The 20,596-nt window shown below is 71.2% G+C and carries 24 protein-coding genes; 19 read left to right on the top strand and 5 right to left on the bottom strand.

Annotated features, from left to right (window positions below; genetic code table 11):
• Positions 1-138: 138 nt before the first annotated feature.
• The 15 genes from atpB (at position 139) to ACGGZK_RS16040 (ending at position 11,749) form a co-directional block, all read left to right on the top strand.
• Positions 139-936, top strand: coding sequence for a F0F1 ATP synthase subunit A (gene atpB / locus ACGGZK_RS16110; RefSeq protein ID WP_395246113.1), 798 nt, complete (start codon positions 139-141; stop codon positions 934-936).
• A 45-nt stretch (positions 937-981) separates the two neighbouring features.
• On the top strand, positions 982-1,218 hold the full coding sequence (gene atpE / locus ACGGZK_RS16105; RefSeq protein ID WP_092670904.1) for an ATP synthase F0 subunit C: 237 nt from the start codon (positions 982-984) through the stop codon (positions 1,216-1,218).
• Between the two features lie 32 nt (positions 1,219-1,250).
• Positions 1,251-1,811, top strand: a complete 561-nt coding sequence (locus tag ACGGZK_RS16100; protein WP_395243633.1) for a F0F1 ATP synthase subunit B — start codon at positions 1,251-1,253, stop codon at positions 1,809-1,811.
• A gap of 3 nt (positions 1,812-1,814) precedes the next feature.
• Positions 1,815-2,606 carry a F0F1 ATP synthase subunit delta gene (locus ACGGZK_RS16095; RefSeq protein WP_395243632.1) on the top strand — a complete coding sequence of 264 codons (792 nt, stop codon included), beginning with the start codon at positions 1,815-1,817 and terminating at the stop codon, positions 2,604-2,606.
• A 96-nt stretch (positions 2,607-2,702) separates the two neighbouring features.
• Positions 2,703-4,343 (top strand): F0F1 ATP synthase subunit alpha, encoded by a 1,641-nt coding sequence (gene atpA / locus ACGGZK_RS16090; protein WP_395243631.1) that lies wholly within the window; start codon positions 2,703-2,705, stop codon positions 4,341-4,343.
• Between the two features lie 44 nt (positions 4,344-4,387).
• Positions 4,388-5,284 (top strand): F0F1 ATP synthase subunit gamma, encoded by an 897-nt coding sequence (locus ACGGZK_RS16085; protein ID WP_395243630.1) that lies wholly within the window; start codon positions 4,388-4,390, stop codon positions 5,282-5,284.
• Between the two features lie 20 nt (positions 5,285-5,304).
• Positions 5,305-6,765 carry a F0F1 ATP synthase subunit beta gene (gene atpD / locus ACGGZK_RS16080; protein ID WP_395243629.1) on the top strand — a complete coding sequence of 487 codons (1,461 nt, stop codon included), beginning with the start codon at positions 5,305-5,307 and terminating at the stop codon, positions 6,763-6,765.
• A gap of 2 nt (positions 6,766-6,767) precedes the next feature.
• Positions 6,768-7,028, top strand: coding sequence for a F0F1 ATP synthase subunit epsilon (locus ACGGZK_RS16075; RefSeq protein ID WP_395243628.1), 261 nt, complete (start codon positions 6,768-6,770; stop codon positions 7,026-7,028).
• Positions 7,029-7,039: 11 nt separating this feature from the next.
• On the top strand, positions 7,040-7,618 hold the full coding sequence (locus ACGGZK_RS16070) for an AAA family ATPase (RefSeq protein WP_395243627.1): 579 nt from the start codon (positions 7,040-7,042) through the stop codon (positions 7,616-7,618).
• A gap of 151 nt (positions 7,619-7,769) precedes the next feature.
• Entirely contained in the window at positions 7,770-8,339 is a 570-nt protein-coding gene (locus ACGGZK_RS16065; RefSeq protein WP_395243626.1) for a hypothetical protein, read from the top strand.
• Positions 8,336-9,223, top strand: a complete 888-nt coding sequence (locus ACGGZK_RS16060) for a hypothetical protein (RefSeq protein ID WP_395243625.1) — start codon at positions 8,336-8,338, stop codon at positions 9,221-9,223. The genes ACGGZK_RS16065 and ACGGZK_RS16060 overlap by 4 nt, the downstream gene beginning before the upstream one ends.
• 76 nt (positions 9,224-9,299) lie before the next feature.
• Positions 9,300-9,818, top strand: a complete 519-nt coding sequence (locus ACGGZK_RS16055) for a hypothetical protein (protein ID WP_395243624.1) — start codon at positions 9,300-9,302, stop codon at positions 9,816-9,818.
• A 58-nt stretch (positions 9,819-9,876) separates the two neighbouring features.
• Positions 9,877-10,416: a signal peptidase I gene (locus ACGGZK_RS16050; RefSeq protein ID WP_395243623.1), complete on the top strand. Its 540-nt coding sequence runs from the start codon at positions 9,877-9,879 to the stop codon at positions 10,414-10,416.
• Positions 10,413-10,988 (top strand): hypothetical protein, encoded by a 576-nt coding sequence (locus ACGGZK_RS16045; protein WP_395243622.1) that lies wholly within the window; start codon positions 10,413-10,415, stop codon positions 10,986-10,988. The genes ACGGZK_RS16050 and ACGGZK_RS16045 overlap by 4 nt, the downstream gene beginning before the upstream one ends.
• A 14-nt stretch (positions 10,989-11,002) precedes the next feature.
• Positions 11,003-11,749, top strand: coding sequence for a YaaA family protein (locus ACGGZK_RS16040; protein ID WP_395243621.1), 747 nt, complete (start codon positions 11,003-11,005; stop codon positions 11,747-11,749).
• A gap of 21 nt (positions 11,750-11,770) precedes the next feature.
• Here ACGGZK_RS16040 and ACGGZK_RS16035 read toward each other — a convergent pair whose 3' ends face one another.
• Both ACGGZK_RS16035 and ACGGZK_RS16030 read right to left on the bottom strand, forming a co-directional pair.
• The gene (locus ACGGZK_RS16035; protein ID WP_395246112.1) at positions 11,771-12,346 is read right to left on the bottom strand and encodes a DNA-3-methyladenine glycosylase I; all 576 of its coding nucleotides are present in this window, start codon (positions 12,344-12,346) and stop codon (positions 11,771-11,773) included.
• A 5-nt stretch (positions 12,347-12,351) separates the two neighbouring features.
• A complete protein-coding gene (locus tag ACGGZK_RS16030; RefSeq protein ID WP_395243620.1) occupies positions 12,352-12,843 on the bottom strand; it encodes a methylated-DNA--[protein]-cysteine S-methyltransferase in 492 nt (163 codons plus the stop codon).
• A 151-nt stretch (positions 12,844-12,994) separates the two neighbouring features.
• Between ACGGZK_RS16030 and ACGGZK_RS16025 the strand changes: the two genes are divergently transcribed.
• On the top strand, positions 12,995-13,963 hold the full coding sequence (locus ACGGZK_RS16025; protein ID WP_395243619.1) for an aldo/keto reductase: 969 nt from the start codon (positions 12,995-12,997) through the stop codon (positions 13,961-13,963).
• Positions 13,964-14,070: 107 nt separating this feature from the next.
• Positions 14,071-15,300, top strand: coding sequence for a DUF4192 family protein (locus tag ACGGZK_RS16020; protein WP_395243618.1), 1,230 nt, complete (start codon positions 14,071-14,073; stop codon positions 15,298-15,300).
• Between the two features lie 13 nt (positions 15,301-15,313).
• Here the strand turns inward: ACGGZK_RS16020 and ACGGZK_RS16015 are convergent, their stop codons facing one another.
• From ACGGZK_RS16015 to ACGGZK_RS16005, 3 genes are read right to left on the bottom strand one after another with little or no spacing between them, the layout of a single operon-like run.
• Positions 15,314-16,765, bottom strand: a complete 1,452-nt coding sequence (locus ACGGZK_RS16015; RefSeq protein ID WP_395243617.1) for an NAD(P)/FAD-dependent oxidoreductase — start codon at positions 16,763-16,765, stop codon at positions 15,314-15,316.
• Between the two features lies 1 nt (position 16,766).
• The gene (locus ACGGZK_RS16010) at positions 16,767-18,155 is read right to left on the bottom strand and encodes an aspartate aminotransferase family protein (protein WP_395243616.1); all 1,389 of its coding nucleotides are present in this window, start codon (positions 18,153-18,155) and stop codon (positions 16,767-16,769) included.
• Positions 18,156-18,180: 25 nt separating this feature from the next.
• Positions 18,181-18,660: an Lrp/AsnC family transcriptional regulator gene (locus ACGGZK_RS16005; RefSeq protein WP_395243615.1), complete on the bottom strand. Its 480-nt coding sequence runs from the start codon at positions 18,658-18,660 to the stop codon at positions 18,181-18,183.
• A gap of 163 nt (positions 18,661-18,823) precedes the next feature.
• Here ACGGZK_RS16005 and ACGGZK_RS16000 point away from each other — a divergent pair, with 163 nt between their 5' ends.
• Both ACGGZK_RS16000 and ACGGZK_RS15995 read left to right on the top strand, forming a co-directional pair.
• Complete coding sequence (locus ACGGZK_RS16000) at positions 18,824-19,786, top strand: FHA domain-containing protein (RefSeq protein WP_395243614.1); 963 nt, start codon at positions 18,824-18,826, stop codon at positions 19,784-19,786.
• Positions 19,783-20,571, top strand: a complete 789-nt coding sequence (locus ACGGZK_RS15995; RefSeq protein ID WP_395243613.1) for a PP2C family protein-serine/threonine phosphatase — start codon at positions 19,783-19,785, stop codon at positions 20,569-20,571. The genes ACGGZK_RS16000 and ACGGZK_RS15995 overlap by 4 nt, the downstream gene beginning before the upstream one ends.
• The last annotated feature ends 25 nt before the right edge of the window (positions 20,572-20,596 follow it).

Here is a 20,596-nt window from a genome sequence, read left to right as displayed (position 1 = left end):
GAAGTCTTGCTACAGTACTGGTGATCCCCAACGGTTTCCGCCCAGCTCACTGCTGTGCGCGGGACCATTCCGATGTTCGTCGTCGCGAGAGCTGAGCTCCACGCCCCGAAACAGGAGATAGCGCTGCTAGCACACGCTCTGAACCTGCTGGTTCCGACTGCAACCGATGACGGTGAGTTCCACGGTCCTTCGATCGAGGAGTTCTTCCCCGGCCCGCTCCTGTTCGAGGACACGGCCTTCGAGGTCAACCGGATCATCCTGGTCCGTTGGGTCGCGGTCATCGCGCTCCTCCTGGTCTTCTGGCTCGGCACCCGCAGCATGAAGGTCGTCCCGGGCCGCTTCCAGAGCCTGGTCGAGATGGGCCTCGACGTCGTCCGCGTGAACATCGCCGACGACCTGCTCGGCAAGAAGGACGGCAAGCGGTTCCTGCCGATCCTCACCACCATGTTCTTCCTGGTGCTGTTCATGAACATCACGGGCGTCATCCCCGGACTGAACATCGCCGGCACCTCGGTCATCGGCGTGCCGCTCGTGCTCGCGATCGTGTCGTACCTCACGTTCATCTACGCCGGCGTCAAGAAGAGCCCGAAGAACTTCTTCAAGAACTCGCTCTTCCCGGCCGGCGTGCCGTGGCCCGTGTACATCATCGTGACGCCGATCGAGCTGATCTCGACCTTCGTCATCCGCCCGGTCACGCTGACCCTCCGACTCATGATGAACATGATCGTCGGCCACCTGCTGCTGGTCCTCTTCTTCTCGGCCACGCAGTTCTTCATCTTCACGCTGGGCGGCTGGTACACGCTGCTGGGTGTCGGTTCGCTGGCGTTCGGCTTCGTCTTCACCCTCTTCGAGATCCTCGTCGCCGTCCTCCAGGCGTACGTCTTCACGCTCCTCACCGCGGTCTACATCCAGCTCGCGGTGGCGGAGGAGCACTGAGCCGGGCACCCGCCCACTTCCAAACCCCAGGAAAGGAAACCCAACGTGGACGCAACCACCGTTCTCGCTGAGATCAACGGCAACATCGCGACGGTCGGCTACGGCCTCGCAGCCATCGGCCCGGCCATCGGCGTGGGCATCGTCGTCGGCAAGACGATCGAGGGCGTCGCCCGTCAGCCCGAGCTGGCCGGCCGCCTGCAGGTCCTGATGTGGATCGGTATCGCCTTCACCGAGGCGCTCGCCTTCATCGGCATCGCGACCTACTTCATCTTCACGAGCTAATCCCCCTTTCAGCAGCGATTTAGGAGGCCACTGTGCTTCACGCAGTACTCAGGGCTGCAGAGGAGGGCCACGAGGCGACGCCGAACCCGGTGCTGCCGGAGGTGTACGACCTCGTCTGGTCGGCGGTCTGCTTCGTCGTCATCCTCGTCTTCTTCTGGATCTACGTGCTCCCGCGCGTGCAGAAGCTGCTCGACGAGCGTGCCGAGGCGATCGAGGGCAACATCGCGAAGGCCGATGAGGCGCAGCGCAAGGCCGAGGCCGCCCTCGAGCAGTACACCGCGCAGCTCGCCGACGCCCGCACCGAGGCCGGCCGCATCCGCGAGACCGCCCGCGAGGACGGCAAGCAGATCGTCGCCGACGCCCGCGAGCAGGCGACCTCCGAGGCCGCCCGCGTCACCGCGAGCGCGCAGGCGCAGATCGAGGCCGAGCGCCAGGCGGCGCTCGTGTCGCTGCGCGGCGAGGTCGGCACCATCGCGATCGACCTCGCGTCGGGCGTGATCGGCGAGTCCCTCACGGACGACGCCAAGGCGAAGGCCGTGGTCGACCGCTTCCTGGCCGACCTCGAGTCCGCCGACGCCGGAGGGAAGAAGTAACCCATGGGCAGCGCAACGAGAGAGGCCCTGGCCGGTGCCCGGGCGCAGCTCGCGTCCCTCGACCGTGCCACCCTGCCGGTCGCTGAGGACCTCCTCGCCGCAGGCCGCGTCATCGGTGCGACGCCGCAGCTCCGCGGTGCCGTCACCGATGCCGAGGCCGGTGTCGCGCAGAAGCGCGCGTTGGTCGAGGCCGTCTTCGGCGGCAGGATCTCGGCCGACGCGATCTCGCTCCTCGTGGGCGCCGCGTCGAACCGCTGGTCGAACGCCGGCGACTTCCTCGCCGGCGTCGAGGAGCTCGGCATCCGGGTCGCTGCGGCGTCCGCGGGCGACGCGGACCTCGACGCGGAGCTCTTCGCGTTCGAGCGCACCGTCGCCGGCGACGCCGAGCTCGAGCTCGCGCTCGGCTCGAAGCTCGGTTCGCCCGAGTCGAAGGTCGGCGTGGTCGACCGCCTGCTCGACGGCAAGGCAGCCCCGGCGACGGTCGCGATCGTGCGTCACCTCGTGCAGGCGCCTCGTGGGCGCCGCATCGGCGAGATGCTGCGCTCGGCCGCCGCGACCGTGGCCGACCAGCGCGGCTTCGACGTCGCGACGGTGACGTCGGCGGTCCCCCTCACGGCAGACCAGCTCACCCGGCTCGAGCGGTCCCTGGCCGCACAGGCCGGACGAAGCATCCGACTCGACGCCATCGTCGACGCCGCCGTCCTCGGCGGCATCCGGGTGCAGCTCGGCGACGACGTCATCGACGGCAGCGTCGCATCCCGTCTCAGCTCGCTGAGGCAGAAGCTTGCCGGCTGACGCCGGACCACAACGACCGGCGTCCCGCGCCGCGACACACCAGTAGCTGTACAACGAGTACAGGACAGGGCCCGGCCCTCAGAGAAGGAAATGGCAATGGCAGAACTCTCCATCAGCCCCGACGAGATCCGTTCGGCTCTCTCGGAGTTCGCCCAGGCGTATGAGCCCGGCGCTGCGCAGAAGACCGAGGTCGGATACGTGACCGACGCCGCCGACGGCATCGCGCACGTCGCGGGCCTCCCGTCGGTCATGGCGAACGAGCTGATCCGCTTCGCGGACGGCACGCTCGGCCTCGCGCTCAACCTCGACGAGGACGAGATCGGCGTCGTCGTGCTCGGTGAGTTCACCGGCATCGAAGAGGGCATGGAGGTGACCCGCACGGGCGAGGTCCTCTCCGTCCCCGTCGGCGAGGGCTACCTCGGCCGTGTCGTCGACCCGCTCGGCAACCCGATCGACGGCCTCGGCGAGATCACCGGCATCGAGGGCCGTCGTGCCCTCGAGCTGCAGGCGCCCGGCGTCATGCAGCGCAAGTCGGTGCACGAGCCGCTGCAGACCGGCATCAAGGCCATCGACGCGATGATCCCCGTCGGCCGCGGCCAGCGCCAGCTCATCATCGGCGACCGCCAGACCGGCAAGACCGCCATCGCGATCGACACGATCATCAACCAGAAGGCCAACTGGGAGTCGGGCGACCCGAACAAGCAGGTCCGCTGCATCTACGTCGCGATCGGCCAGAAGGGCTCGACCATCGCCTCGGTGAAGGGCGCCCTCGAGGACGCCGGCGCGATGGAGTACACCACCATCGTCGCGGCGCCGGCCTCCGACCCGGCCGGCTTCAAGTACCTCGCGCCGTACACCGGCTCGGCCATCGGCCAACAGTGGATGTACGACTCCAAGCACGTCCTGATCATCTTCGACGACCTGTCGAAGCAGGCCGAGGCCTACCGCGCCGTGTCCCTCCTGCTGCGCCGCCCGCCGGGCCGCGAGGCGTACCCCGGCGACGTGTTCTACCTGCACTCCCGCCTCCTGGAGCGTTGCGCGAAGCTGTCCGACGAGCTCGGCGCCGGCTCGATGACCGGCCTCCCGATCATCGAGACCAAGGCCAACGACGTCTCGGCGTACATCCCGACCAACGTGATCTCGATCACCGACGGCCAGATCTTCCTCCAGTCCGACCTGTTCAACGCCAACCAGCGCCCCGCGGTCGACGTCGGCATCTCGGTCTCGCGAGTCGGCGGTGACGCGCAGGTCAAGTCGATCAAGTCGGTCTCCGGCACGCTGAAGCTCGAGCTCGCGCAGTACCGCTCGCTCGAGGCGTTCGCGATGTTCGCGAGCGACCTCGACGCGGCCAGCCGTCGTCAGCTCGCCCGCGGCGCGCGCCTCACCGAGCTGCTCAAGCAGCCGCAGTACTCGCCGTACCCCGTCGAGGAGCAGGTCGTCTCGATCTGGGCCGGTACGAAGGGCCACCTCGACGAGGTGCCGGTCGAGGACATCCTGCGCTTCGAGCGCGAGCTCCTCGACTACGTCGGCCGCAACACCGACATCCTCGACGTGCTCCGCGAGACGAACAAGCTCGAGGACGAGACCGTCGCGAAGCTCGTCTCCGCGGTGGAGTCGTTCAAGCAGGAGTTCCAGACCGGCGAGGGCAAGTCGCTCGCCTCGGTCGGCCGCGAGGAGTTCACGGCGATCGCCGAAGAGGACGTCAACCAGGAGCAGATCGTCAAGGGCCGCCGCTGAGGCGGACCGGACCGGACGTCTGACACCAGGGATACAGGAGAGACATGGGAGCGCAACTTCGGGTCTACCGGCAGAAGATCAAGTCTGCCCAGACGACGAAGAAGATCACCAAGGCGATGGAGCTCATCGCCGCCTCGCGCATCCAGAAGGCGCAGGCACGGGTGACCGCGTCGACGCCGTACTCGCGGGCGATCACGCGCGCCGTGTCGGCGGTGGCGACGTACTCGAACGTCGACCACGTGCTGACCACCGAGCCGGAGAAGATCGAGCGCGCGGCCGTCGTGATCCTCACCTCGGACCGCGGCCTCGCCGGCGCGTTCAACTCGCAGGTGCTCCGCGAGGCGGAGCAGCTCAGCGAACTGCTGCGCGCGCAGGGCAAGGAGGTCGTCTACTTCCTCGTCGGGCGCAAGGCGGTGGGCTACTTCCAGTTCCGCCACCGCGCCTCGGAGCGGCAGTGGACGGGCAGCTCGGAGAACCCCGAGTTCGAGCTCGCGAAGGAGATCGCCGACGCGGTGCTCGAGGCCTTCCTGCGGGATGCCTCGGACGGCGGCGTCGATGAGATCCACGTCGTCTACAACCGCTTCGTGAGCATGATGACGCAGACCCCGTCGGTCGTGCGGCTCCTGCCGCTCGCGGTCGTCGAGGGCGTCGAGGAGCCGGACGGCACCGTCCAGCCGCTGTACGAGTTCGAGCCCGACGTCGAGACCGTCCTCGACGCGCTCCTGCCCGTCTACGTGGAGAGCCGCATCTTCAACGCGCTGCTGCAGTCGGCTGCGGCCAAGCACGCCGCGACGCAGAAGGCGATGAAGTCGGCGAGCGACAACGCCGACAAGCTCATCACCGACTACACCCGCCTTGCCAACAACGCACGCCAGGCCGAGATCACGCAGCAGATCTCCGAGATCGTGGGCGGCGCCGACGCGCTCGTCGCCAAGAAGTAATCCAGAAAAGAGAGAGACGAATGACTGACACCGCTACCGCGCCGGTCGCCGAGTCGACCGCCGGCGTCGTCGGCCGCATCGCCCGCGTCACGGGCCCCGTCGTCGACATCGAGTTCCCGCACGACTCGATCCCCGAGATCTACAACGCTCTCCAGACCGAGATCACGATCGGCGAGGAGACCTCGACGCTGACCCTCGAGGTCGCCCAGCACCTCGGCGACGACGTGGTCCGCGCGATCGCGCTGAAGCCGACGGACGGCCTCGTCCGCGGCCAGGAGGTCCGCGACACCGGTGCGCCGATCTCGGTGCCGGTCGGCGACGTGACCAAGGGCAAGGTCTTCAACGTCATCGGCGAGGTGCTGAACGGCGAGCCCGGCGAGACCGTCGAGATCACCGAGCGCTGGCCGATCCACCGCAAGCCCCCGGCCTTCGACCAGCTCGAGTCGAAGACCCAGCTCTTCGAGACCGGCATCAAGTCGATCGACCTCCTCACGCCGTACGTGCAGGGTGGCAAGATCGGCCTCTTCGGTGGTGCGGGCGTCGGCAAGACGGTCCTCATCCAGGAGATGATCCAGCGCGTCGCGCAGGACCACGGCGGTGTGTCGGTGTTCGCCGGCGTCGGCGAGCGCACCCGTGAGGGCAACGACCTGATCCACGAGATGGAGGAAGCGGGCGTCTTCGACAAGACCGCCCTCGTCTTCGGCCAGATGGACGAGCCGCCGGGGACGCGTCTGCGCGTCGCCCTGTCGGCGCTCACGATGGCGGAGTACTTCCGCGACGTGCAGAAGCAGGACGTGCTGCTCTTCATCGACAACATCTTCCGCTTCACCCAGGCGGGCTCGGAGGTCTCGACCCTCCTCGGCCGCATGCCGTCCGCGGTGGGCTACCAGCCGAACCTGGCCGACGAGATGGGCATCCTCCAGGAGCGCATCACCTCGACCCGTGGCCACTCGATCACCTCGCTGCAGGCGATCTACGTCCCCGCCGACGACTACACCGACCCGGCGCCGGCCACCACGTTCGCGCACCTCGACGCCACCACGGAGCTCTCGCGCGAGATCGCGTCGAAGGGCCTCTACCCGGCGATCGACCCGCTGACGTCGACCTCGCGCATCATGGACCCCCGCTACCTGGGCGCCGACCACTACCGCGTCGCCACCACGGTGAAGCAGATCCTCCAGAAGAACAAGGAGCTCCAGGAGATCATCGCGATCCTCGGTGTCGACGAGCTCTCCGAAGAGGACAAGATCACCGTGTCGCGCGCACGGCGCATCCAGCAGTTCCTCTCGCAGAACACCTACATGGCGAAGAAGTTCACCGGTGTCGAGGGTTCGACGGTTCCGCTGAAGGACACGATCGAGTCGTTCGACGCCATCGCCCGCGGTGACTTCGACCACGTCGCCGAGCAGGCGTTCTTCAACGTCGGTGCGATCACCGACGTCGAGGAGAAGTGGGCGCAGATCCAGAAGGAGAACGGCTGAACATGGCCGCCCTCAACGTGAGCGTCGTCTCGGCCGACCAGGAAGTCTGGTCGGGCGAGGCGGCCATGGTGGTCGCCCGTACGGTCGAAGGCCAGATCGGCATCCTGCCGGGTCACGAGCCCCTGCTCGCGATCCTGGCGCACGGCGAGGTGAGCGTCACGCTCGCCGGCGGGGAGAAGATCACCGCCAACGCCGAGGACGGGTTCCTCTCGGTGCAGTCGAACACCGTGCAGGTGGTCGCCTCCCGGGCCGCCCTCGCCTGAACGGAGCACGCATGCCGGGGGAGCAGCAGCCGTTCATCGATCGCCAGTTCGGCGATCTCAGCATCACCAAGCTCATCGTCATGGCCGGGTTGCCGGGCGCGGGCAAGTCGACGATCGGTAACATCGTCGGCGCCCGCCTCGGCGCCACGGTCGTGTCGGTGGACCCGATCGAGTCCGCCATCCTGCGTGCGGGCATCGACGCCGACCAGGCCACCGGCCTGGCGGCCTACCTCGTCGCCGAGGAGATCGCGCGCCACGAGCTCGACGCGGGCCGAACGGTCATCGTCGACGCCGTGAACGCCGTCGAGGCGGCGCGCCTCCAGTGGCGCGACCTCGCCGAGCAGACCGACGCCCGGCTGCTCGTCATCGAGGTCGTCTGCTCCGACGAATCGCTGCATCGGTCGCGACTCGAGAAGCGCGAGCGCGGGCTCCCGCACCTCGACGAGATCACGTGGCGCGCGGTCGAGCAGAGCCTCGACGGCTACGCCCCGTGGACCGGCCCGTCGTCGGCGCTCCCGCGCGTCACGATCGACAGCGCGCAGCCGCTCGGTGTGAGCGTCGAGGCGGCGCTCGCCTTCATCGCCGATTAGTCCGGCCGCACCACCGTACGCCGTTCGGGAGGATCGCCCCTCGACGCCCCTGTGAGAGACTGCACGGGATACTCGTTCGTCTCTGGGGGATCGAATGGCCGGGGGTCGGGGGACCTCACGACCGAGCGCGAGTGGCATCGGCGCTCTCGTCGTGGGCGGCGTGTTCCTGCTCGGAACCGCCGTCGGGGTGACGAGTGCGGCCTGGGTCGATCCGGTGGGCTTCACCTCGGCGGTCGCGAGCACGGGAACCTTCGACATCCAGGCCCGGTTCGCCTCGAATGAGGAGGGCCTCCCGCCCGGCGGATCGACCGCGCCATGGGAGGACATCGGCCTCCCGGGCGACCCGGACACCTACCTGCCGGGCTTCGAGATCCAGATCCCGCCCATCAGCGGCGTGCTGCCGAGCCACGCGTACTTCGGCGATGTCTTCCTCTGCAATGCCGGGACCCTCGACGGGATGATCACGGGAGCGACCTTCGAGGAGGTCACCGTCGATGCCAACGGGGTGTCGACGCGGTCGCTCGTCGTCGCCGGCTCGATCGAGGTCGACGGGATCGACATCGGGACCGTGATCCCGGCGGGGTCCTGCGAGCCGCCCGAGGTCGAGGACCCCGCGAACGACGTCGAGGGCGTCATCCACTTCACCACCGTCGACGACTTCTCCGGCGTCTACGGCGCGACGAGCACCATCGTCATCCGCATCGAGGTGATGTCGAGATGAGGCGGCGGCGCACGGCTCGCCTGCTCCTGGTCGCCGCGCTCGCGGCGATCGCCGGCGTCGCCCTGGGCTCGACCGTCCAGTCGACCGTCGCCGCCTGGATCGATCGCGGCGGCTCGAAGATGGCCATCACCGCCGTGGCCGAGCCGCCTCCGCCTCTGGGCGAGCCGGTCGTACCCGGCGCCGGGACCACGTTCCCGCCGCCGGCGTGGTCCGGATCGGGTTCGACGCCGAACCCGACGCCCACCAACGGCTGCTTCACGATCGTCATCAACACGACCTCGGCGACGCCGGTGGCCTGGCAGGTCGTCCTGCACACCGCGATGCCCCCGTTCGACAACCGGGCCCCGTTCACCGGGCTCCAGGGGACGTTCTTCGGCGACGGCCAGCCCTACGAGTTCACCCCGGCGGCCGATTACGCGACGTCCGGCGACTACCTCATGACCCCGGTGCTGCCCACGCAGTACGCGTCGGCGACGGTCGCGTACACCGCGCGGGTGTGCTTCGTGAACACGCCGGAGCCGGCGTGGCAGCCGCCCGGGCCGACGACGTACACCCAGCTCTCGCCGCTCACCCTCGTGCGGAACGGCTCCACGCCGTGCGTGTCGGGCGCGGTGCAGGGGCATTCCCCGTTCTACGTCGGGTTCACACTCGCCTTCAACTGGAAGACGCTCCTCGACGAGCACCTCGCCGCCCAGACGATCACGCAGGCCGAGTACGACCAGTGGCTCACGTACGTGCACTGGGACGGCGGGGCGCCGGGCGTCCCGGAGGCGGCGTTCGGCGCGACCGGCACCGACTACGAGGTGACCCTGCAGGGCTACTCGGTCGCGGGCCGCACCGTCGCGAGCTACGCGAACGTGACCATCGGGTCGTGCGCCTACTGAACCACCACTCCACGAGTACGAAACAGAGGGGGAATCCGAAATGACCGGAACACGAGCAATCACGGGGACGCGCAGGGTGCGTCGCCGCACGGTGCTGCGGCTCGCCCTGGCCGGGGTCGCGATCGCCGGGATCGGTGCGGCCATCACGACGGCCGCCTGGACCGACCAGGTCTTCTTCAACGCCACCGCCACGGCGTCGAGCTTCGACCTGCAGGGCCGATCCGGCACGTCCGGCACCTGGCTGGACGTCGGCAGCGACGTGACGCCGATCACCTTGACCTCAGCGGATCTCGGGGCGCTGTCGCCGGGCGAGTCGATCGACGTCCCCTTCCAGCTCTGCAACGCCGGGACCGCGGCGGGGACGATCACGGCCGTCTCGACGCCGGTGCTCGGCGGCGATCTGTTCACGACCGCCGGCGCGGAGATCACGGTCACGGTGACCGCACCGACGGTCGGCACGGCGGTGCCGTCCGATCCCAGCTGCGCGTCGCCCATCAACGGCACCGTGAACATCACGACGACGGCGACGTTCCCGGCGGCGGCCATGGGGCAGTCGGGCACCATCGAGTTCGACGTCACCGGAACGTCGAGCTGATCGCGCGGCCGAGGAGGCCGGCGGGCCGGGCGAGCAGGCGCGTGGAAGGCACGGGGACGTGCGAGCGCTGACAGCCGGAACGCGGTTGGCGGGCGAGATCCTCCTGTGGGTCGTCGCCGGCGTCGGCGTGCTGTCCGGACTGGTCTGGGTGGGGCACCTGGCCGGTTGGGTGCAGCCGCTCGTCGTCGTGTCGGGGTCGATGGAGCCCGAGATCCGGCGCGGCGACCTGCTCGTCGCCATCCCGACGCCGGCGACCGAGCTCGTCGTCGGCGACGTGGCCTCGCTGCACAACGAGGTCACCGATCGGCTCGTCACCCACCGCGTGGTCGCGACCTCACGGGTGGGAGCGGAGGTGCTGCTCGAGTTGAAGGGCGACGCCAACGCCGTGGTCGACCCCGCGCCGTACCGCCTCGCAGCGGATGCCATGGCCTGGCGGCCGATCGTCACGCTCCCGGGTGCGGGCGACGTCGTGCTCGCGCTCGCTCGGCCGAACGTGGCGATCCCGCTCGCGATCGCGGTGCTCGCGCTCATCAGCCTGTCGTTGGTGCCGCGACATCCTCCGGCACGGCACCTGGCGGCGCGGGGGGACACGGTATGACCGGACGACGCGTGCCGGCGAGCGCAGGCGGACTGCTCGGGGCCGCCGCGGTGCTCGCGCTCGGTGCAGCCGTCGCGCTCGGGCCCGGCGCTCCGGCACGCGCCGCGCCGACGCCGGTCTTCGCGTTGCAGTTCACGGGCTTGTCGCCCGGGGTCCCGATGACCGAGCAGGGGGAGTTCACCCTCGAACGCGAGGCGACGCTGGCCTCGTTCGCCTGGCTCGAGCGCGAGGGGGTGATGGAGCTCGTCGATCTCGCGGTCGAGGTGTGCGATGCCGCGGGCACGTGCGTCGACCCGGTGGCCGAGACGGGGGTTCCGTTCTCAGCCGGCGAGGTCTCGGTGTCGGTGACGGCCGTGCTCGCGGGCGAGGCCGGCAACGGCGAGGCCGGCTCGATCGTCGGACGACTCGACTTCACTGCCGACGACGTGCCCGGTGGCGGCGGCGGCCTCGCATCGACCGGTTCGCTGATCGCGGCCTGGGCGGCGACGGCAGCCGCCCTGCTCGCGGTGGGTGCGCTCGTCGTCACGCTCGCCCGCGGTCGCCGCGACGGTCCATCGAGGGGTGCCCCCTGACGTAGGCTGGCGCGGTGCTGATCCTGCTGCCGCCGTCCGAGACCAAGCGCGAGGGCGGCCACGACGGCACGCGGCTCGAACTCGGCGGCCTTCGGTTCCCCGAACTGACTCGACCCCGCCGGACGGCGCTGGCGGCGACCCGCGGACTCGCGAAGGACCTGGACGCCGCGGTCGCGGCCCTGAAGCTCGGTCCGAGGCAGGCGACCGAGGTCCTGCGGAACCGCGTGCTCACGACCTCGCCGGTGCTGCCCGCGATCGACCGGTACGACGGCGTGCTGTACGACGCGCTGGGCGCCGACACGCTCGATCCGGCGGCCCGGGCATGGGCCGGCGACCACGTCGCGATCGGCTCGGCGCTCTTCGGACTCGTGGGCGCGCTCGATCCGATCCCCGCGTACCGGCTCTCGTACGACTCGCGCCTGCCGGAGGTCCGGCTCAAGGACCTGTGGCCGGAGCCGGCACGGACGGCGCTGGCTGCGCACGGAGGGCTCCTCCTGGATCTCCGGTCGAAGGGCTACGCGGCGCTCGGACCGCTCCCGGCCCGCCCCGACGCGGTGAGCGTGCGGGTGGTCAGCGAGGGCGCCGACGGCCGCAGACAGGCGCTCAACCACTTCAACAAGGCCGGCAAGGGCGCGCTCGTACGGAGGCTCGTCGAGGCGGGCATCGATCACCCCGACGTCGACTCGCTGCTGCGATGGGCGGTGGGGGAGGGGGTCCGCCTCGAACCGGGGAGCCCCGGCGAGCTTGATCTCGTCGTCTGACGGGTCACGCGACCCGCCGGCTCATCGCGCGCGGAAGCATCCGGCGACGTGGTCGTCGACCATGCCCGCCGACTGCATGAGCGCGTACATCGTCGTCGGGCCGACGAAGCGGAACCCGCGCCTGCGCAGTTCGCGGCTGATCGCCGTCGACTCGTCGGTGACGGCCGGTACCTCGGCGAAGGAGGCGGGGGCGGATGGTCGGGGCGGCGGCGCGAACGACCACAGCAGCTCGTCGAGCGGAACATCGAGGGCGAGGGTCGCGCGGGCATTCGCGATGGTCGCCTCGATCTTGCCCCGATGCCGGATGATCCGTGCATCCCCGAGCAGTCGCTCCACGTCCGCTTCGCCCATCGCGGCGACGAGCGCGGGATCGAAGCCGTGGAACGCCTCGCGGAACGCGGGGCGTCGGCGCAGGATGGTGATCCACGACAGCCCGGCCTGGAACCCCTCGAGGCAGACCTTCTCGAAGAGGCGTACGGGGTCGCGGAGCGGCGTGCCCCACTCCTCGTCGTGGTAGCGCCGGTACTCGGCGTCGTTCGCGCTCCATGCGCAGCGGGCGACGCCGTCGTCGCCGAGCACGACGTCGCTCGGCAGCACCGCCGTCACGCGGCGAAGCCGATGCGCTCGTGGCCCAGCAGCCAGAGCTTCGTCGGGATGCCCTCACCGCCGGAGTACCCGGTGATGCGGCCGTCGGAGGCGAGCACCCGGTGGCAGCCCACGAGGATCGGGACGGGGTTGGCGCCCACCGCGCCGCCGATCGCGCGCGCCGAGCCCGGTCGGCCGACCGCGGTCGCCAGCGCCCCGTAGGAGATCGCCTCGCCCCAGCCGAGCCGCAACAGCTCGGCCCAGACCGCCTCCTGGAACGGGGTGCCGACGAGGCGGACGGGAACGTCGAACTCGGTGCGGGTGCCGGCGAAGTACTCGGCGAGCTGCGTGCGCGCGACCTCGAGCACGGCGTTCCGGTGCTCGGGGAGCTCGTCGTGGGGGAGGACGCCCTCGCGTTCGATGGAGAGCGAGGTCACCGCGTCGGCGTCGGCGACGAGCTCGATCCGCCCGATCGGGCTGTCGAGGCGGGTGAGGAACACTTCGGTCATGCCACCGAGCGTAACCGGGCCCGCCGACGTCGGCTCGCGGGATTCGGACATGTGGACCGGGCCCGGCAGGGCCCTGTCGGGGGAGGAGCGGACGGCCTCGGGACGGCGTCCGGAGCGGGACATCCGTTCGCCCCGCACCTAGGCTGGCCGGGTGAGCGAACTCGAGTACCGGTCCCTCGGCACGAGCGGCCTGCGGGTCTCCGCGGTCGGCCTCGGCGGCAACAACTTCGGTCGGGCGGGCACGCTGACCGAGACGCAGGAGGGCACCGACGCGGTGGTCGCCGCGGCGCTCGACGCGGGCATCACCCTCATCGACACGGCCGACGTCTACGGCAGGGAGTACGGGCTCAGCGAGACGCTCCTCGGCAACGCGCTCCAGGGCCGACGCGACGAGGTGGTCATCGCGACGAAGTTCGGCCACAGCACGATCCCCTCACCGATCCCGTCCTGGGGTGCACGCGGCGCGCGCCGGTACATCCGGCTCGCGGTGGAGGGGTCGCTCCGCCGGCTCCGGACCGACTGGATCGACCTCTACCAACTGCACACCCCCGACCCGAACACGCCGATCGAGGAGACGATCGCCGCCCTCGACGAGCTCGTGCGGGCGGGCAAGGTGCGCTACCTCGGGCACTCCAACCTGCCGGCCTGGCAGGTCGCCGAGGCCGAGTTCGTCGCGCGCGAGCTCGGTGCCGAGCGGTTCGTGTCGGCGCAGGACGAGTACAGCCTGCTCCGACGCGGCGTCGAGCGGGAGGTGCTGCCGGCGGTGCGCCGGTTCGGGCTCGGGTTCCTCCCGTTCTTCCCGCTCCAGAACGGCCTGTTGACCGGGAAGTTCCATCGCGAGGGGAACCCGGCCGACACCAGGCTCATGCGCCAGCGTCCGCACCTCGTCGAGCAGGCGCCCTGGGATGTGCTCGACCGCTACGCCGCGTTCGCCGCCGAGCGCGGCATCACGATGCTGGAGGCCACGTTCGGGTGGATGCTCGCCCAGCCGGCGCTGTCGAGCGTGATCGCCGGCGCCACCCGCCCCGAGCAGGTCGTCGAGAACGCCGCGGCCGGCGGGGCGTGGCGACCCGGCGAGGCCGAGGTCCGCGAGATCTCGGAGCTCTTCGCGACCGACTGACCGCCGGGGCTCGCACGGCTCCTCCCCAGGAGCGCGATCGATGCGGGTACGACACGGTTGCGCCTCCGTTGCGCACGGTGCGGATGCCTCGCCGCCACGCTGCGGGGATGACCACGATCATCCGCGCCGAGGCGGCGCACGACTTCCTCGCCCTCGTCCCCGTCCTCGCCGGCTACGTGCCCGAGCGCTCGCTCGTCTGCGTCGCGTTCCGGGGCAACCGCACCGCGGGGCTCATCCGCCACGACCTGCCCGCCCGCGCCGCCGATCGGGAGGGGCTCGTCGCGGCCGTGGTCGGCACCCTCTGCCGGATGCGGGGCGTCGACGCGGTCGTGCCGATCGCGTACTCCGACGCCGGGTATGCCGGCCGCCGCGGTGCCGGCGACCGGAAGCTCCTCGACCTCGTCGTGGATCGGGCCGAGTCGGCCGGCTTCCTGGTCCGCGACGCCCTCCATCTCGCCCGCGACGGGTGGGGGTCGATCCTCGATCCGGAGACGCCGGCGGCGGGGCATCCGCTCGCGCTGATCGAGGGGAGCGCGGTCCGCCGCGCGCACGCGGACCTCGCGGACGCGAACGGCCGGGTCGACGACGGCGCGGTGCTGCCGGAGGCGATCCCGCGCGTGGCGCGGGAGGTCGCGGGCCTGCTCGCCGCCATCGGGGCCGCGGGCGCGCGCGACGCGTTCGGCCGGCCGCGCGTCGACGAGCGGATGGAACGGCTCCTCGACGACCTCGGCGACGAGGTCGATGCGGTCGTGCTCGTCGAGCGACTCATCGAACCGGGCTTCGCGGAGCGCCCCGAGTCGATCGCCCCGGAACGACTGGCCTGGCTGCTGCACCTCGCGGACCTCCCGGTGTACCGGGATCCGATGATGCTCCAGGTCGCCTTCGGTGCGGTGATCGGCGAATCGGCGCTCGAGGACGCGCTGTGCACCGCCGACCTGGCGGCCGAGGCGGGCGAATCGGTCGATGCGTTCGTCGCGCGCGAGTGGTCGGGCGCCGGCGGACCGATGGGCGGCGAGGTGTTCGCCCGCCTCCTGCTGGGGCACTCGAGCGTGCGGCCCGACGTCGCGCGGGTCGATCGCGGGCTCGACGTGCTCCGCGCGGCGATCGCCCACGCGCCGGACGGGACCGGCGCCGGTGCCTCCTGCATGGCGGGCTGGCTCGCGTGGACGCTCGGCCACGGCACCGTCGCAGCGGCCTTCCTGCGTCGCGCACGCGAGATCGACCCCCGCCACTCGATGACCGCACTGCTCACCGCCTACCTCGACTCGGGCGCGCTGCCGGAGTGGGCGTTCCACGACGAGCTCGAGCGCGCGGACGACGCAACGGCGCGGTGGTGACCGGCAGTCGGGTTCAGTGCCCGGTGAACGGGGCGATGGCCCGGGCGATGAGCGACGGCCGTCGGGTCAGGCGCTCCTCGCGGTCGGCCAGGCCGGTGCCGAGGATCCCCAGGTTCGCTCCGACGAAGCGCAACGGCTCGGGCTCCCACAGCGGCGAGCGGTGGTTCACCCACGGCAGGGAGGTGAGCTCGGTGGAGCGGCCGAGGATGAGGTCGGTCAGCGTCCGCCCGGCGAGGTTCGTCGTCGACAGGCCGTCGCCCACGTAGCCGCCCGCGAACGACACGCCCGTGCGGGGGTTGTGGCTCACCGTGGCGTGCCAGTCGCGGGCGACCCCGAGCGCGCCGCCCCAGCGATGCGTGATCCGGGCGTCGCCGACCGCCGGGAAGAGGTCGCGCAGCGTCGCCGCGAGGTGGTCGAACACCCGCGGGTCGCGCTCGTGCCCGGACGACAGCGAGCTGCCCCAGTGGTAGCGGGCCCCGCGACCGCCGAACGCGATCCGGTCGTCGGCGGTGCGCTGGCCGTAGACGAGGAGGTGCCGGTAATCGCCGAAGGTCTGCCCGTGCCGGATGCCGATCTCGTCCCACGTGGCGGCGGGCAGCGGCTCGGTCGCGATCATGAGCGAGTACACCGGCAGCAGGCGGCGATGGGCTCGCGGCAGGCCGGCGCTGTACCCCTCGGTCGCGACGACAACCTGCCGGGTCGAGACCGCGCCGGATGCCTCGCTCCCGTCGAGCGCGCGGAACCGCACGTGCCCGGCGGCGAAGTCGACCACCTCGGTGCGTTCGAAGAGGGCGACCCCGAGCGACTCGACCACCGCGGCCAGCCCGCGGACCAGCTTGGCCGGATGCACGCGCGCGCACGTCGGGTCGACCACCGCCGTCGGGCCCGCGTCGTCGAGCCCCGTCGCGCCGTACCGCGCGGCGACCGCCCGGCGGTCGAGGTGCTCGAGCGGATCGACGCCGAAGCGTCGCGCCTCCTCGACGTCCGCGAGCGCCGCGGCGGCCTGCACGTCGTCACGCGCGAAGAGCACCGTGCCGCCGAGCGCGAAGTCGCAGTCGATCCCGAGCTCGGCGGTCGTGCGCCCGACCTCGGCCACGGTGTCGACCATCGCCCGACGCATCGCGACCGCGGCGTCGTGGCCGTGGGTCCGCTCGAGCGACGTCGCGGTGCGCGGGAACAGCGCCGAGCACCAGCCGCCGTTCCGGCCCGAGGCCCCGAACCCGGCGATGTCGCGCTCGAGCACGGCGATCCGGAGTCCGGGGTCGGCCTTCGCGAGGCCGTACGCCGTCCACAGCCCCGTCAGCCCGCCGCCGATGATGCACACGTCGAACCAGGCGTCCGAGTGCAGCGACGGACGCGGCTGCAGCGCGTCGAGGCCGGACTCGACGAGGTCGTCGAGCCAGAAGCTCGCACCCTGCGCGGGTCGGTGGGTGGTGTCGCTCGTGCGTTCGCCCGTCCGCCGCACCTCAGAGCCTGTCGGCGGCTTCGGTGAGCACCGAGCGGAGGGTCTGCTCGATCTCGGAGAACTCGGCCGGGCCGATGGTCAGCGGCGGGGCGAGCTGGATCACGGGGTCGCCGCGGTCGTCGGCACGGCAGTACAGCCCGGCGTCGAACAGCGCCTTCGAGAGGAAGCCGCGCAGCAGCCGCTCCGACTCGTCGTCGTCGAAGGTCTCGCGGGTGGACTTGTCCTTCACGAGCTCGATGCCGAAGAAGTACCCGTCGCCGCGGACGTCGCCGACGATCGGCAGGTCGAGCAGCTTCTCGAGTTCGGCCCGGAAGAGCGGGGAGTGCTCGCGCACGCGCTCGTTCAGGCCCTCCTCCTCGAAGACGTCGAGGTTCTCCAGGGCGACGGCCGCCGAGACCGGGTGCCCGCCGAAGGTGTAGCCGTGGTAGAACGCGGTATTGCCCTTCGAGAACGGCTCGTACACCTTGTCGGACACGATCGTCGCGCCGATGGGGGAGTAGCCCGAGGTCATGCCCTTCGCGCAGGTGATCATGTCGGGCACGTAGCCGTACGCGTCGCACGCGAACATGTGGCCGATCCGCCCGAACGCGCAGATCACCTCGTCGGAGACGAGCAGCACGTCGTACCGGTCGCAGATCTCGCGCACCCGCTGGAAGTAGCCGGGCGGCGGCGGGAAGCATCCGCCCGAGTTCTGCACCGGCTCGAGGAAGACCGCGGCGACCGTCTCGGGGCCCTCGAACAGGATCATCTCCTCGATGCGGTTCGCCGCCCAGCGGCCGAACGCCTCGAGGTCGTCGGCGGGCGCGCCGACGTCGGCCGCACGGTAGAAGTTCGTGTTCGGCACGCGGAAGCCGCCCGGGGTGAGCGGCTCGAACATCTCCTTCATCGCCGGGATGCCCGTGATCGCGAGCGCGCCCTGCGGGGTGCCGTGGTAGGCGACCGAGCGGGAGATGACCTTGTGCTTGGTCGGTCGGCCCTGCAGCTTCCAGTAGTACTTCGCCAGCTTGAACGCCGTCTCGACGGCCTCGCCGCCGCCGGTGGAGAAGAACACCCGGTTCAGGTCGCCCGGCGCGTAGTCGGCGAGCCGGTCGGCGAGCTCGATCGCCGAGGGGTGCGCGTAGCTCCAGATCGGGAAGAAGGCGAGCTCCGCCGCCTGCTTCGCGGCGACCTCGGCCAGGCGCTTCCGGCCGTGGCCGGCGTTCACGACGAACAGGCCCGAGAGGCCGTCGAAGTAGCGCCGACCCTCGATGTCCCAGATGTGGTGGCCCTCGCCGCGGGTGATGATCGGCACGCCCGACTCGTGCATCGTGGACTGGCGTGCGAAGTGCATCCACAGGTGGTCGTCGGCCATCTGCTGGAGCGTCGCGTTGTCGGTGACCCGGTCGGTCATGGCGATTCCTTCCGCGGGGCCCCGCTCAGCGGGTACCCCAGTTGTAGAACTGCTTCTGGAGCTTCAGGTACACGAACGTCTCGGTCGAGCGGATGCCCTCGAGCGCGCGGATGCGGCTGTTCAGGAGCTCGAGCAGGTGGTCGTCGTCCTCGCAGACCACCTCGGCGAGCAGGTCGAAGCTGCCGGCGCTCAGCACCACGTAGTCGATCTCGGGGATCTCGGCGAGCCGCGCCGCGATCTCCCGGGTGTCGCCGGCGACCCGCATGCCGATCATCGCCTGGCGGGTGAAGCCGAGCTGCATCGGGTCGGTCACGGCGACGATCTGCATCACGCCCGAGTCGGTGAGCTTCTGCACCCGCTGCCGCACCGCCGCCTCGGAGAGGCCCACCGCCTTGCCGATTTCGGAGTACGACCGGCGCCCGTCGGCCTGCAGCTGCTCGATGATCGCCTTCGACACGTCGTCGAGGTGCGTCGAGCGCTGCTGGCCGCGGCCATTCGTGGTCATGCACTCGATTCTGACAGCGGATCAGGCCTCGAGCAAGGGAATCCGTCGATTCCGGCTCTGGATGCAACGGATTCGGCGGCGACCGCTGCACCGAGCCCGAGTTCTCACGGGGTCGGACCGCCTCGACGAGACGCGTCGGCCCCGTCGGTGCCAGACTGGCCCGATGGTCGATGGATCGGTGCGGATCGCCCGGGGCGGCGGCGCCCCGGAGTGGGACGTCGTCGTCGGCCGGCGCTTCCTCGCGGCGATCGGCGCCCCCGCGCCCGGTCCGTCGCTCGAGGCGCTCGCGGCGGCGGCGGCGGACCCCGACGCGAGCCTGGAGCGGCTCATCTCGTGCCTACCGGCGCCGGGCGGCCCGGGCGACGACGTCGCGATGGCCTGGTGGCCCGACGACGGCTCGTCCGCGGGCCCGGTCACCGTCGTGGCCCGTGGCGACGCCGTCGTCCTCCTGACGGTCGCCGGCGACACGACCGGCGCGCGGCGGCGGTTCGCCGCCGAGGGCATCCGGCCGTGGCACCTCGCCGAGTTCGGCGACGTCGAATCGCTCCGCATCCACGTCGTCGACGCGGTCGTCGCGGACGGCTCCGGGGAACGCGTCGACGCGCTCGCCGCCGTGCACCGGGCGACCGGCGTCGAGTGGCAGGCGCCGTCCGGCCCCGCACACCGGCACGCGGAGGTCGACACCCGGCTCGTCGGCCACCACCTCGTCACGGAACCCGACGGCGACCGGGCCGCCGGGTCGCACGGCGAGGCGGTCATGCGCTTCCGCATCGACGACGGCCCCGCACGGGACATCCGATGGCGCACGGTGCTCGGGCGACGCCCGCTCGGGCTCCGCGCGGGCGACCCCGACGAGGAGCTGGTCGTGCTGCCCGGGGCGGATGACTCGGTGTCGGCGTCGCACCTCGAGCTGCGCGCCGAGGGCATGCGGCTCGTGGCCACCGACCTCCGATCGACGAACGGGACGGTCATCGAACGCGACGGCGTGGTCCGCCGGATGCGGGCCGGCGAGTCGGTCGTCGTGAATCCCGGCACCCGGCTCCGACTCGGAGCCGATACGATCGTCGAGATCCTCCCGCCCCGGATCGTCCCCCGCGACGTGCTCGACAGACAGGCCCCATCGTGACGCAGATCGGCTCCGGCAATGTGCGGCATCGCGTGACGCTCCCCGACGGCGCCACCGTCACCATGTCCTGGGCGGCGATCACCGACACCGGCCACCGCCGCGAGGTCAACGAGGACAGCTACGTCGCCCAGGCACCGGTCTTCGCCGTCGCCGACGGGATGGGCGGCCACGCCGCCGGCGACTTCGCCAGCGCCGCCGTCGTCACCCGGCTCGCGGAGTACGGCGGCCGTCCCGTGATCGGCACCCCCGAGATCGACGACGCGCTGCGCCTGGCCGTGCAGGACATGGACCGCGTGGTCGGCGTCACCGACGAGGGCAGCGGCACCACGGTGACCGGGGTCGCGCTCGGCGAGGTCGCGGGCGAACCGGCCTGGCTCGTGTTCAACATCGGCGACTCCCGGGTGTACCGGCTGGTCGGAGGCGTGCTCGAGCAGCTCACCGTCGACCACTCCGTCGTGCAGGAGCTCGTCGACGCCGGGCAGATCACGCGCGACGAGGCCGACACCCATCCGCACTCCAACGTCATCACGCGCGCCGTCGGCTTCCACGAGGCGCCGGTACCCGACTACCGGGCGATCGCCGTCGAACCCGGGACCCGGCTGCTCATCTGCTCGGACGGGCTGACGAAGGAGCTCACCTCCTACGGCATCCGGCACTTCCTCGTCGGCGGGCAGAAGCCCGAGCGGGCCGCGCACGACCTCGTCGAGGCCGCGCTCGGCAACGGCGGGCGCGACAACGTCACGGTGCTCGTCGTCGACGTGCTCGCGGTCACCCGCCCCGCCTGAACGTTCGCCCCGGACGCGGGGGGCA

The organism is Agromyces sp. MMS24-K17 (assembly GCF_043950245.1).
In the GTDB taxonomy this organism is placed as follows: domain Bacteria; phylum Actinomycetota; class Actinomycetes; order Actinomycetales; family Microbacteriaceae; genus Agromyces.
This window is presented reverse-complemented; position numbering and strand designations above follow the sequence as displayed.

Bases quoted from the DNA above. Each gene is read 5' to 3' on its own strand.
- ACGGZK_RS16010 (WP_395243616.1), bottom strand. From the start codon at position 18,155: ATGACCGACCGGGTCACCGACAACGCGACGCTCCAGCAGATGGCCGAC.
- atpD (WP_395243629.1), top strand. From the start codon at position 5,305: ATGACTGACACCGCTACCGCGCCGGTCGCCGAGTCGACCGCCGGCGTC.
- ACGGZK_RS16045 (WP_395243622.1), top strand. From the start codon at position 10,413: ATGACCGGACGACGCGTGCCGGCGAGCGCAGGCGGACTGCTCGGGGCC.
- ACGGZK_RS16075 (WP_395243628.1), top strand. From the start codon at position 6,768: ATGGCCGCCCTCAACGTGAGCGTCGTCTCGGCCGACCAGGAAGTCTGG.
- ACGGZK_RS16060 (WP_395243625.1), top strand. From the start codon at position 8,336: ATGAGGCGGCGGCGCACGGCTCGCCTGCTCCTGGTCGCCGCGCTCGCG.
- ACGGZK_RS16030 (WP_395243620.1), bottom strand. From the start codon at position 12,843: ATGACCGAAGTGTTCCTCACCCGCCTCGACAGCCCGATCGGGCGGATC.
- ACGGZK_RS16000 (WP_395243614.1), top strand. From the start codon at position 18,824: ATGGTCGATGGATCGGTGCGGATCGCCCGGGGCGGCGGCGCCCCGGAG.
- atpA (WP_395243631.1), top strand. From the start codon at position 2,703: ATGGCAGAACTCTCCATCAGCCCCGACGAGATCCGTTCGGCTCTCTCG.
- ACGGZK_RS16085 (WP_395243630.1), top strand. From the start codon at position 4,388: ATGGGAGCGCAACTTCGGGTCTACCGGCAGAAGATCAAGTCTGCCCAG.
- ACGGZK_RS16020 (WP_395243618.1), top strand. From the start codon at position 14,071: ATGACCACGATCATCCGCGCCGAGGCGGCGCACGACTTCCTCGCCCTC.
- ACGGZK_RS16005 (WP_395243615.1), bottom strand. From the start codon at position 18,660: ATGACCACGAATGGCCGCGGCCAGCAGCGCTCGACGCACCTCGACGAC.
- ACGGZK_RS16070 (WP_395243627.1), top strand. From the start codon at position 7,040: ATGCCGGGGGAGCAGCAGCCGTTCATCGATCGCCAGTTCGGCGATCTC.
- ACGGZK_RS16095 (WP_395243632.1), top strand. From the start codon at position 1,815: ATGGGCAGCGCAACGAGAGAGGCCCTGGCCGGTGCCCGGGCGCAGCTC.